The sequence below is a fragment of the Bacillus cereus group sp. MS39 genome, from assembly GCF_040448665.1.
Lineage (GTDB): Bacteria > Bacillota > Bacilli > Bacillales > Bacillaceae_G > Bacillus_A > Bacillus_A wiedmannii.
Genome location: NZ_CP123058.1, coordinates 5,014,909 through 5,027,618 on the forward strand (window position 1 = coordinate 5,014,909; position 12,710 = coordinate 5,027,618).

Below are 12,710 nucleotides of genomic sequence, written 5' to 3' on the forward strand. Positions count from 1 at the left end.
TGAGGGGGTTTTTATTTCATTCTACTGCTGTCCATACCCTTCAAACTTCTTCGCCAAATTCGCCATCTCATCTTCTGGCAATAGCTTCGGCTCTCCGACGCTTTTCGTTTGATAATAAATTTGCGCACAAAACTCAATTTCTTCTGCAACAGTAAACGCCATTTTTATGTTATTTGCACCTGCAATTAAACCGTGGTTCTCAAGTAAAACGGCACGGCGATCAATCATTCCTTCAAAAGCAGCATCTGCCAGTTGCTTCGTACCAAATGTTTCATACGGTGCACAGCGAACATTCGGGCCTGCGAAAGCAATTAAATATGATACAGCAGGAAGCTCCCACCCTAATGATGCAATCGTCTTTGCATAAGGTGAATGTGTATGCACAAGCGCATTTATATCTTCACGATTTCTATAATAAATAAGGTGCATATCGAGCTCGCTTGACGGTTTTCTCTCTCCCTCTACCACTTCACCATCTAAGTTTAATATAACTACATCTTCAGGTTTTGTTTCATAATACTCTAAACCACTTGGGCTAATCGCAACAAGACCTTGTTCACGATTAAAAATACTAATATTGCCGCCTGTCCCCTTTGTTAAACCGCTAGAAATCATTTTCTTTCCATACGCTACAATTTCTTCTCTTTCTTTTTGTAATAACATATACATCCCCCTAAGTATGAAGCTTATGATGACTGACTTTTTAAATCTATCTACTTATTGAAATAGATTTTTTAAGTTCTCCGTAAACGGTGCTTTTACAATCCCTTTTTCCGTAATAATCGCTGTTACATTTTCATGTGGTGTGACATCAAATGCCGGATTATATACTTTACTTTCTTTCGGAGCAGAATATTGTCCGAAGCGATTAATCACTTCAGAAGCATCTCTTTCCTCGATTGGAATTTCTTTTCCTGTCGGTGTTTTTAAGTCGATTGTCGGTGTTGGTGCTGCTACATAAAACGGAATGTTGTAGTATTTCGCTAGAATAGATACGCCTAATGTCCCAATTTTATTTGCTACATCACCGTTTGCTGCCACACGGTCACATCCAACGATTACCGCATCAATCTTTCCTTGTGACATGACCATAGCCGCCATATTATCCGTAATAACAGTAACATCAATCCCCGCTCGTTGTAGTTCTAATGCTGTTAACGTTGAACCTTGTAATCTTGGACGTGTTTCATCTGAAAAGATTTTTAAGTCCCATCCTTTTTCTTTCGCTAAGTACATTGGAGCTGTCGCAGTCCCATACTTAGTCGTCGCTAACGCACCAGCATTACAATGTGTTAATACACCCATTCCATCATGGAATAACGTTAATGCATGTTCTCCGATTTGACGGTTAATTTCTTCATCTTCTCTATGAATCTCTTTTGCCTCTTCTAGTAATCTATCTTTCAACTGAGCGATTGATAAGTGCGCGTTCTCTGCCACGACTGTCTCCATTCTTTCAAGTGCCCAAAATAAATTTACTGCTGTTGGCCTTGATGTTGCCAAATATACACATACCTTTTTGACTTCCTCTATAAAGTCTTCCATCTTACTTTGAGTAACTTCCTTTGTTCCTAAATACACACCATACGCTGCCGAAACACCAATCGCTGGTGCTCCTCGTACTTTCATTACTTGAATGGCATCCCACACACTTTCAGCTGTCTTGAAAGATTCATAGACAACCTCATTCGGTAATAATGTTTGATCTAATAAAACTAAAGCATCATCTTTCCACTGAATGGGTATTAATTGCTCTTCCATCATCTTCTCCCCTTACTTCGCGTAGTGCATTGACTGTTCTTTTAACGTTTCTACAAAACTTGTGCCTGTTTTATATTGATTAGCCCGTAAAATAAATTTCTTCGCTACTTGAAGACAAATGCGTTCTGCTCTAGCACGTGCTTCCTCATTCTCGATACAAGTAATATCCTTTACTTTCGCTAGCCCAACAATACGACGAATTAACTCAAGGCCCGTCACTGCAGCTGTATCCTCTAATACAGATTGTAAATATACTTCGTTAAAGCCTTCTTCCTTCGCCATAATCTCGGTCACATGAATATTCCAAGCATCTAAAAACTTCTTCTTAAATAAATCAATTACCTCTACCATTGTCGATTGTAGCCAACCCATATACGTATCTTTCTCAGCTCCAAGCGCCATGGTCGCATCTGCATTCACCCAAGCAAACATTAAATTCGCCATTACATTCCCAACGTCATATCCCATTGGTCCATAAAAGGCAAACTCAGGATCAATAATCTTCGTGGAATCATTTTTCACAAAAACAGAACCAGTATGCAGATCACCATGAATAAGCGCCTGTGCATTCGTCATAAAAGAAAACTTAAGTTTTGCTACTTCTAAACGAAGCTCTTTATCACTATAAATATGCTCTCTAATCCATCCTTCATTTAACAGAAATAACTCGTTACGCTTATTATGATTTGTAAATGGCTCAGCGTAGACGAGGTCTTCTGTAATCTCACATAATTCAGGATTTATATAATTCTTCACAAGTTCCTTCTTCTCTTTATGATTCATTACAACATCCGATGTTAATAAGAGTGTGTTTACCAAAAAAGTCGTTACATCGTCAGCAAGCCTCGGAAATATTTGATGATTTATAAGTGCTGTACGTAATATTGTATGGTCCGATAAATCTTCCATTACGCAACAATTCATCACACTATCAAACAAATATACCTTTGGAACAAGCCCAGGTGCTAACTCCTCCTCTAACTGCAAAACATCCGATTCTATACGAATACGATTCGTCGACAACTTAAACTCGTCTGAAATGCGTGCTGTATGCCCAGCTTGCTTTACAATGACAGAAATCTTCTTCTGTTCATCCCAAACACGGAATACATAATTTAAATTACCATCGCCTATTTCTTTACACTGTAACCCCTTTGCATCCTCAAACTTACATAATTTCTCTTTCACATATACAATCACATCTTTAGCTTCCATTAAAAAATACTTCGTGAACTTAGACATGGTTTCCCCTCCACACTAATTGTAAGCGTTTTCTAAAAGCTATAAAAAATAATAGGGTGAAATTTTTTCAACCTATATTATATCTCCTTCTTTTTGAAAGGTATATCTAGGTTTTATTATATCTTGTTAACATCTTGAGTCAATGTTTCTATATTACTGCAATATGCTTCCTAATTATATATTTGAGATGACAAAAAATGTTCAAAAAGATTCTAATTCATTTTATTTTATTTATCGCACAATTCTTTGTAAAATAGAAATAAGCAATCCTTTTCAAATCCACAACTTCTAAGAAATATTCCCTTCCTAACAATTTATACTTACACCATGTCTCTAACATACGCACTACTCTTTTACATACTCGTTGAAAATCGATTACATGAAAACTACCTTTTAATTCTCTAACAACCTTAATTGAGAATAAATATTAATTAAATTGATATAAAGTTGGTTTATTCTCTTGACAAAATAACCACTTCTATATGATAATTAATATCGAATTAGAATTATTATAGTTAATTAAAAAATATATTTTATGAGCACACTATTTTTTGATGCTCAAAACCAACATTTAGGAGGAATTTTAATATGTTATTAATCGGCACAGAAGTAAAACCGTTTAAAGCTAATGCTTACCATAATGGAGAATTTATCCAAGTTACTGACGAAAGTTTAAAAGGAAAATGGAGTGTAGTTTGTTTCTACCCAGCTGACTTCACATTCGTTTGCCCAACTGAACTTGAAGACTTACAAAACCAATATGCAACTCTTAAAGACTTAGGCGTTGAAGTATACTCTGTATCTACAGACACTCACTTCACTCACAAAGCATGGCATGATAGCTCAGAAACTATCGGCAAAATCGAGTACATCATGATTGGTGACCCAACTCGCACAATCACTACAAACTTCAACGTTTTAATGGAAGAAGAAGGTCTTGCTGCTCGTGGTACATTCATCATCGATCCAGACGGCGTTATCCAATCTATGGAAATCAATGCTGACGGTATCGGCCGTGACGCAAGCATTCTTGTTAACAAAATTAAAGCAGCTCAATACGTACGTAACAACCCAGGTGAAGTTTGCCCAGCTAAATGGCAAGAGGGTTCTGCAACACTTAAACCAAGCCTTGACCTTGTAGGCAAAATCTAAGGAGTTCGATCAAAATGATACTAGATGCAGATATAAAAACACAACTATCCCAATACCTTCAGTTAATGGAGAACGATATTTTACTTAAAGTAAGCGCTGGAGACGATAACGTATCTAAAGATATGTTATCTCTAGTAGACGAATTAGCTACTATGTCATCTAAGATTACAGTAGAAAAAGTTGAATTAGAGAGAACACCAAGCTTTAGCGTAAATCGCCCTGGTGAAGACACTGGTGTCGTATTCGCTGGTATTCCATTAGGACACGAATTTACTTCATTAGTGTTAGCTTTACTACAAGTAAGTGGACGCGCTCCAAAAGTTGAACAAAAATTAATCGATCAAATTAAAAACATTCAAGGCGAATATCATTTTGAATCTTATATCAGCCTAAGTTGTCATAACTGTCCTGATGTTGTACAAGCTCTTAACGTAATGAGCGTTCTAAACTCTGGTATTACACATACTATGATTGATGGCGCTGCATTCAAAGAGGAAGTAGAAAGCAAAGACATCATGGCAGTACCAACAGTTTTCCTAAACGGCGAATCTTTCGGAAGCGGTCGTATGACACTTGAAGAAATTTTAGCTAAAATGGGTAACGGTCCAGATGCATCAGAGCTTTCTGATAAAGATCCATACGATGTTCTTGTTGTTGGTGGCGGCCCTGCTGGTGCAAGTGCAGCGATTTATGCAGCACGTAAAGGTATCCGCACTGGTATCGTTGCTGAGCGCTTCGGCGGTCAAGTAATGGATACTATGGGTATTGAGAACTTCATCAGCGTAAAACGCACTGAAGGTCCTAAGCTAGTAGCAAGTCTTGAAGAGCACGTAAAAGAATACGACATCGATGTAATGAATCTACAACGTGCGAAACGTTTAGAGAAAAAAGAACTTATTGAAGTGGAACTTGAAAACGGCGCTATTCTGAAAAGTAAGAGCGTAATCGTTTCAACAGGTGCTCGCTGGCGTAACGTTGGCGTACCAGGTGAAGCCGAGTTCAAAAATAAAGGTGTAGCATACTGCCCACACTGTGACGGTCCATTATTCATCGGAAAAGACGTAGCAGTTATCGGCGGAGGTAACTCTGGTATTGAAGCAGCTATCGACTTAGCTGGTATCGTTAAGCACGTAACTGTTCTTGAATTCATGCCAGAATTAAAAGCTGATGCTGTATTACAAGAGCGTCTTAACAGCTTACCAAACGTAACTGTTCTGAAAAACGTTCAAACGAAAGAAATCACTGGTACTGATAAAGTAAACGGTATTTCTTACATCGATCGTGAAACTGAAGAAGTTCATCACGTTGAATTACAAGGTGTATTCGTACAAATCGGTCTTGTGCCAAACACAGACTGGTTAGGCGAAACAGTTGAACGCGCTCGCGGTGAAATCGTAACAGACAAGCACGGCGCTACAAACGTACCAGGAGTGTTTGCTGCAGGTGACTGTACAAATAATCCGTACAAACAAATCATCATCTCTATGGGTTCAGGTGCAAACGCAGCTTTAGGTGCATTTGATTACTTAATCCGTAACTAATTTATAGACGTGAGTAAAGAAAAGCAGGTGCCAAGGCACCTGCTTTTTTATATTCTTAATGTATACACTAAAAATCTTTCATTCCCATTTTTCTCATAAGCACCAGGCAACCTTACTTCCCTCTTCAATTCAAACGCAGTCTGATTCTCCAAGAAGAAAATATAATCTTCAGAAGGATAGTATAAAATAATATCCACTTCTCTCTCTGTTTCCTCTACCGAAAGCAAAATGTTATTTACTACATTCATAAACACTTGTATAGAAAATGGATTAAAGAAATAAAACCGATTATCACGTGGATTAATCTCATATTCCTGCGCTAAACAACATTCAAACCGAATTTTATCTTTACTGTTTCTTACCTTTCGTGCATAACGATCAAGATTATCCATGGCTTCTTTATAGAACTCTTCATTCATTTCAATTCCAACCGCTGAAGCACCACACTTATGGTGCATGTAAAAGTTTAATCGTCCTTTTCCGCACCCAAAATCTACAACCTGATCGCTACTTCTTATTTCATATTGATTCAATAACTCATCTAATCCGCTATATGGCGTCGGTTCATAACGGTGATAATGCATAGATTTATTAAAGCCCTTTTGCTCACCGACAGTTTTTATATGTAATACTGCATCGTAATATTGTTCGTTCATTCGTCTTCTCCTATTAGAAAATGGTACTTATTATTATACACCATGTACTGGAGACTCATTTTGCATCAAGCTAACTGGTACGTGAAATTATATCAACGTTTTTTTCAATATATCGATGTTTCAACAAGGAATATCGACTTACCGACAAATTCCTACAAAAAAACAGGAGCTATCTAGCCCCTGTCCTCTAATACTTTCAATACAGTTTGTTTCAATATTTCTACTCCATCCATAATACAACTATGATCGAACTTCATATATGGATGGTGTAATCCAGGTTGTAGGTTGGCCCCTAGTCCAAGCATGACAGCTTTTAAATGTGGTCTCTTCACTGTGTAGTAATGGAAATCATCGCTTCCTGTCGTATACAGTGGTCCAGTGCATCCCTCTTCTCCGTACACTTCAAGAATGCCTTTTCGCATAAAGCGCTCAGCTTCTTCTGACACTTCAGCTCCTGGCGCGAGATCGATCCACTCATAAGATACTTTAGATCCCATTGATTCCGCTGATAGAATTACTCGCTCTATTTTTTGCTTCAATTCATTTAGTAATATGTTATTTTTTGCTCTTACATCTAAACTAAAATGCCCGTTACCTGGAATGATATTTAAATTATCTCCACCAGCTTGACACCTTGTCATCTTCACTGAGTATGAACTTTGCGGTGGTAGCCATATATTTTTCAAACCGATATTGATCATAGAAATGACATCAATTGCATTTATCCCTTGATGCGGGCGTGCCCCATGTGCATCATCTCCATGAATCGTTCCTTCTAAAAATCCTGCTGCTCCGTGACGAATAGATGGGGCAGCTTGTTTCAAAGGTAGTTCTTCAATCGGTCTTAGATGAACACCAAATAAGAAATCAGCATCATCCACAGCACCCTTCTCTACCATCTTTAAAGAACCATTTCCTTTTTCCTCTGCCGGCTGAAAAATAAATCTAACCGTTCCACTATCCCATCTCATATTTTTCAATTGTAAAATAAGCCCCATCACAATTGTCATATGAGCATCGTGACCACATGAATGATTCGCTTTAAACTCTCCGTCCACTTCTTGCCAAAGTGCATCCATATCGGCACGAATTGCAATAACTGGATTTCCGCTTCCAATTTCAGCAATCACGCCTGGGCAATCATCAAATATTTTATATGAAATTCCTTCTTCTTTTAAAAAGTTAGTAATATACGCTGTCGTTTCATACTCTTTCCAACTCACTTCAGGGTTTTCATGTAAATGCTGAAAAATTTCAATTAACCGCTCTTGTAATTCTAATGTTTTCAAAGCTACATTCTCCTTCCCAAATTTCAAAACCATTCAGGTTAATTATACTTATGAAAAACAGATGTTTTTATGAACATATTGAATTTTAAGAAAAAAGTCAATTGTTTATTTTTAAATACGATCGACAACTTATTTCTATTCACTTTATAACGATAGAACATTCCTTATTTTCTGTTTTTTTATTGACGCTCATATCAATTTTTAGTTATTATAATTTAATAACGTCTATTTTGCGACAATTCTAAAAATACAAACATACATAATGAGGAGGCAATTTATGAAAAAAGAAATACCTTTTGGCGTAGCAATAATCCCTATTATCATTACAGTTGCAGTTATGATGGTTACAATTGTTGTATTAAAACAAAGCCCTCACGTCCCACTTATTATCGGTACAACCGTTGCTTCTATCGTTGCTTGGCGTTACGGTTACAAATGGAACGACATTGAAGAAGCAATGTATAAAGGAATTCGCCTCGCATTACCCGCTATCGTTATCATTATTCTAGTAGGTTTAACGATTGGTGCTTGGATTGGCGGCGGAATCGTCGCAACAATGATTTATTACGGTTTAAATCTTTTAACTCCATCACTATTTTTAGTTTCAATTACAATTATTTGTTCTATTGTTGCATTAGCTATCGGTAGCTCTTGGTCTACAATGGGAACAATTGGGGTTGCAGGAATGGGAATTGGCCTAAGTATGGGAATCCCCGCTCCAATGGTTGCCGGTGCTATCATTTCCGGTTCTTATTTCGGCGATAAAATGTCACCGCTTTCAGACACGACAAACTTAGCTGCAGGATTAACAAATACAGATCTATTCACACATATTCGTCATATGTTATTTACTACAATTCCAGGTTTAATTATTACTCTTATCGTTTATGCGTTCTTAGGAAGAAGCTTCGGCGCTAACGATATTGATGCACAAGGTATCGATCAAACGTTACAAGTATTGCAACAAAACTTTGTTATCTCACCTTTCCTATTAATCATACCTGTAGTTGTTATGGTATTGGTCGCTAAAAAGGTTCCTGCGATCCCGGCTATTCTCGTAGGTATTATTTTAGGATTTTTATCACAAGTCTTTATTCAAGGTGGTTCTGTCTCCGCATCTGTCGGTGCACTCCAAAATGGGTTTGTCATAGACACTGGTAACAAGCTAGTAGACGAACTCTTTAACCGCGGTGGCTTAAATTCGATGATGAATACAGTTTCTATGACAATTGTCGCTATGACTTTTGGAGGAGTATTAGAACATACTGGCATTCTTCGCTCAATTGTAAATCAAATTTTAAAATTAGCGACATCAGCAAAAGGACTTATCGCTTCTACTATCGCATCTTGCTTTGCAACAAACCTTACTTGCTCTGAACAATATATTTCGATTGTTGTTCCTTCAAGAATGTACGCAAATGCATACACAGAAAAAGGACTACATTCTAAAAATTTATCCAGAGCATTAGAAGATGGCGGAACATTAACTTCTGTTTTCGTACCTTGGAATACATGTGGTGTATTTATACTCGCAACACTTGGAGTTGGCGCATTCGAATATGCTCCTTATGCTATATTGAATTTCATCGTACCTATTATTTCAATCATTTACGGCATAACTGGTCTCACAATTACGAAACTATCAGACATTGAAAAAGCAGAACTATTAAAAAAACAAAAGGCACAACTAGAAGCTTAAAGATACCGGTAAATTCATTTCATATATTGCGCGGGGGCGCCCTTGTTGATAGGGCATTTCCTCGCCGCAAATATGAGCATACCCATAATCAACTAGTTTCTTTAATAACCTTTCTGTCGATCGCCGAGTCACTTGTAAGTATTCAGAAAGATCCGCTGCTGTAAACTTCAATGACGGATGTGATTGACTAAATTGAATAATTTTTGATAAGTTTGCTGGACTCAGTTTCGTTTCCTTCGCTATTTTCATGAGTTCCGGGTTGTCATTCTTCAAACTTTGTACTCTCTGTTCTTTCGGGAACGGACCAAATAGTTCTTTATCACTTGTTAGTATATAAAAACAGTGGTCTATTGGATTATTCTTCGCAAAACTTTGAGCGATTTTAGCATTTTGCTCTGCTTCCTTCACAGTTTTTCCGTAACCAAATCCAATAGCTATCGTTCCTTCTATACTCGCAAATAAATTATTTATCATATTTGTTTTTATAATCGATTCAATATCACCACGAGTCGTATACAAAATGAACGTCATTTCATCAACTTTTTTAAATGAACCACGTAGTTCTTTTGAAATGACATCTAATTGCTCAAGCATACCTTCTCGTAATTCTAAAGAAGAAATCATACAAGCACCAACAGTAGCTGAATGGCTTTTTGCTAACTCAGCTTTTATTTTCGCATCTTTTAACCCATGTATAATGGATTGCTTCGGATCTATCATACGCTCTGAAGGAATACCTATTTTTTGAAGTTCATCATAGACAGCGTGAATGCTAGTTAAAGCTAAATGAGCATCTCCAGATTGATATTTAGCTACATGAAAATCAATAACTCTATTTATTTCATCTTTACTCCACAGCATATTTTCATAATCTAACACTTGTGGACTTTCTTTTATACCGATATCATGGAACACATTTGTAATGAATGAGCGGTCTACTAAATCAATTGAAATGTTATGTGGTTGAATACGTTGATGATACATGACAGAAAGAATGGAAGATGCGACAGTTGTCTCGTCTTGCTGTAAGTACGTACTTGGAATTCGTAATTGTTCTCTTATTTCTTTTGCCATATAATAAGGTAAAGCACCTGAGAAAAAGATGAAATCACAAGGCTTTAAACGCTTCAAAAGTTCAGAAGATTCCGCCGGATGGAGGTAAATGTATGAATCAATCTCTATTTCTTCTAGTTTATGAGCAATAGGTAAAAGATTCTCCATAAACTCCTTTGAACCGACAACTGCAATTTTTATCATCATTTTCTCTAACTCCTTATCATTAATTAACGACTATTTAACGTCAACTATATCAAATGTACAAAACTATTGTAAACAGGAAGGGGTTTCTATTCAATGAAAATTACAGCTATTCATCTTTACGCAATTCGTTTACCACTTCGCAATCCGTTTGTTATTAGTTATGGTTCTTATTCTGATATGCCTTCTATTATCGTCAAAATGGAAACAGATGAAGGCATTATCGGTTACGGTGAGGGCGTTGCTGATGATCACGTTACAGGCGAATCATGGGAAAGTACTTTCCATACTTTAAAACATACACTTGCACCTGCTCTCATCGGACAAAATCCAATGAATATCGAGAAAATACACGATATGATGGACAATACAATTTACGGTGTGCCTACTGCGAAGGCCGCGATTGATATTGCTTGTTTTGATATAATGGGCAAAAAATTAAATCAGCCTGTATATCAATTAATTGGCGGGCGCTACCATGAAGACTTTCCTGTCACTCACGTCTTAAGTATTGCTAATCCAGAGGACATGGCAGAAGAAGCTGCCTCTATGATTCAGAAAGGTTACCAATCTTTCAAAATGAAAGTCGGTACAAATGTAAAAGAAGATGTAAAACGTATTGAAGCTGTACGTGAACGTGTAGGAAGTGATATCGCGATTCGTGTTGATGTAAACCAAGGGTGGCAAAATAGTGCAAACACATTAACGGCCCTTCGTTCATTAGATCATTTAAACATCGACTGGATTGAACAGCCTGTTGTCGCAGACGATATTGACGCAATGGCTCACATTCGCTCTAAAACAGACCTTCCGCTTATGATTGATGAAGGATTAAAAGGTTCTCGTGAAATGCGCCAAATCATTAAATTAGACGCGGCTGATAAAGTGAATATAAAACTAATGAAATGCGGCGGCATATATCCCGCTGTAAAACTCGCTCATCAAGCAGAAATGGCCGGCATTGAATGCCAAGTGGGATCAATGGTCGAATCATCTGTTGCCTCTTCCGCAGGGTTTCATGTCGCTTTCTCAAAGAAAATCATTACGAGCGTTGAACTTACAGGTCCATTAAAGTTCACGAAAGACATCGGAAACTTACATTACGACGTACCATTTATTCGCTTAAACGAAAAGCCAGGACTCGGCATTGAAATAAATGAAGATACATTACAAGAACTAACCGTCTTTCAAGACGTTGTACGCTAAAGGAGGACTATCATATGACGGTTCTATACGAAGGAACATTAAAACAAAATAACGAATCATTTCATGTTACATTACTATCACTAGAGCACATCGAACAAATTTTATCACTACAAAACATCGTAGTGGAAGCACTAGAAGATAAAAGTCGTTTACAACCACTCTCACAAGAAGAATTTCAATACATTCTAGAAGGAAACGGCATGATGATCGGTGCTTTTATCGAAAACGAACTCATCGCATTTCGCGCTCTACTCGTCCCTCCTATCGATGATGAACATTTAGGGCTTGATATTGGCATAGCAGAAAGCGAACTACATCGCGTCATCTATCAAGAAATTTCAAATGTTCACCCGAATAGCCGCGGAAATGGGATGCAAAAAATATTAGCGACAGTCATCATGGACGAATTACAAAAAGAAGATAGCAAATACGATTACGTTTGCTGCACCGTTGCTCCTTTTAACATTCCAAGTTTAAAGGATAAATTTGCGCAAGGAATGGAGATTGCTGCATTGAAGAAGAAATATGGCGGGAGTATGCGCTATGTTTTTGTGAAGGAATTGCGTGGGGACAAGGAAAGAAATTGGACGGATGTTAAGAGTGTTCCGATGAGTGACGCTGTTGGACAGCAGGCGTTGCTTTCGGAAGGGTATCGTGGGTATGAGATGGTAAAAATAGACGATACTTTTATTGTGAAGTTTGGACGATAATCTATAAGTAAAAAGGAAGGGGTATCCCTTCCTTTTTACTTTCTCTTCACCAAACGATTCTATGGTAACTGAAATTATATCAACGATTTTTCGAGTATATCTATCATTACTCACAATATATCAACGATTTTTCAAATATATCTATCGTAACTTACAATATATCAACGATTCGACGATAAATTTCGATTTACCGATAA

At 37.3% G+C, this 12,710-nt stretch carries 11 protein-coding genes; 5 read left to right on the forward strand and 6 right to left on the reverse strand.

All coding sequences use genetic code 11. From position 1 onward, the window contains the following. Window positions 1-21 precede the first annotated feature (21 nt). From QEP67_RS25940 to mtnK, 3 genes are read right to left on the reverse strand one after another with little or no spacing between them, the layout of a single operon-like run. Window positions 22-663 carry an L-fuculose-phosphate aldolase gene (locus tag QEP67_RS25940; RefSeq protein WP_000926561.1) on the reverse strand — a complete coding sequence of 214 codons (642 nt, stop codon included), beginning with the start codon at window positions 661-663 and terminating at the stop codon, window positions 22-24. 54 nt (window positions 664-717) lie between these two features. Next, a complete protein-coding gene (mtnA, locus tag QEP67_RS25945) occupies window positions 718-1,761 on the reverse strand; it encodes an S-methyl-5-thioribose-1-phosphate isomerase (protein WP_000392489.1) in 1,044 nt (347 codons plus the stop codon). 12 nt (window positions 1,762-1,773) lie between these two features. Next, window positions 1,774-3,003, reverse strand: coding sequence for an S-methyl-5-thioribose kinase (gene mtnK, locus QEP67_RS25950; RefSeq protein ID WP_000033235.1), 1,230 nt, complete (start codon window positions 3,001-3,003; stop codon window positions 1,774-1,776). Between the two features lie 588 nt (window positions 3,004-3,591). On the opposite strand from mtnK, the gene ahpC reads away from it, so the two are divergent. Together ahpC and ahpF are read left to right on the forward strand one after the other, a co-directional pair. Continuing rightward, window positions 3,592-4,155, forward strand: a complete 564-nt coding sequence (ahpC, locus tag QEP67_RS25955) for an alkyl hydroperoxide reductase subunit C (RefSeq protein WP_000924420.1) — start codon at window positions 3,592-3,594, stop codon at window positions 4,153-4,155. Window positions 4,156-4,169: 14 nt separating this feature from the next. After that, window positions 4,170-5,696: an alkyl hydroperoxide reductase subunit F gene (ahpF, locus tag QEP67_RS25960; RefSeq protein WP_000599513.1), complete on the forward strand. Its 1,527-nt coding sequence runs from the start codon at window positions 4,170-4,172 to the stop codon at window positions 5,694-5,696. 47 nt (window positions 5,697-5,743) lie between these two features. Here the strand turns inward: ahpF and QEP67_RS25965 are convergent, their stop codons facing one another. Then, the gene (locus tag QEP67_RS25965) at window positions 5,744-6,352 is read right to left on the reverse strand and encodes a class I SAM-dependent methyltransferase (protein WP_001005615.1); all 609 of its coding nucleotides are present in this window, start codon (window positions 6,350-6,352) and stop codon (window positions 5,744-5,746) included. A 173-nt stretch (window positions 6,353-6,525) separates the two neighbouring features. Then, a complete protein-coding gene (locus QEP67_RS25970) occupies window positions 6,526-7,641 on the reverse strand; it encodes a M20 peptidase aminoacylase family protein (protein ID WP_353706475.1) in 1,116 nt (371 codons plus the stop codon). A 277-nt stretch (window positions 7,642-7,918) separates the two neighbouring features. Here QEP67_RS25970 and nhaC point away from each other — a divergent pair, with 277 nt between their 5' ends. Continuing rightward, on the forward strand, window positions 7,919-9,340 hold the full coding sequence (gene nhaC, locus QEP67_RS25975; RefSeq protein ID WP_000711534.1) for a Na+/H+ antiporter NhaC: 1,422 nt from the start codon (window positions 7,919-7,921) through the stop codon (window positions 9,338-9,340). Here nhaC and QEP67_RS25980 read toward each other — a convergent pair. Beyond that, the gene (locus QEP67_RS25980; RefSeq protein ID WP_000972824.1) at window positions 9,329-10,600 is read right to left on the reverse strand and encodes a hypothetical protein; all 1,272 of its coding nucleotides are present in this window, start codon (window positions 10,598-10,600) and stop codon (window positions 9,329-9,331) included. The two genes, nhaC and QEP67_RS25980, sit on opposite strands and share 12 nt — an antisense overlap. A gap of 93 nt (window positions 10,601-10,693) precedes the next feature. Between QEP67_RS25980 and QEP67_RS25985 the strand changes: the two genes are divergently transcribed. Next, entirely contained in the window at window positions 10,694-11,803 is a 1,110-nt protein-coding gene (locus tag QEP67_RS25985; RefSeq protein ID WP_000704478.1) for a dipeptide epimerase, read from the forward strand. A 14-nt stretch (window positions 11,804-11,817) separates the two neighbouring features. Further along, the gene (locus QEP67_RS25990) at window positions 11,818-12,513 is read left to right on the forward strand and encodes a hypothetical protein (RefSeq protein WP_000217545.1); all 696 of its coding nucleotides are present in this window, start codon (window positions 11,818-11,820) and stop codon (window positions 12,511-12,513) included. Window positions 12,514-12,710: the final 197 nt, after the last annotated feature.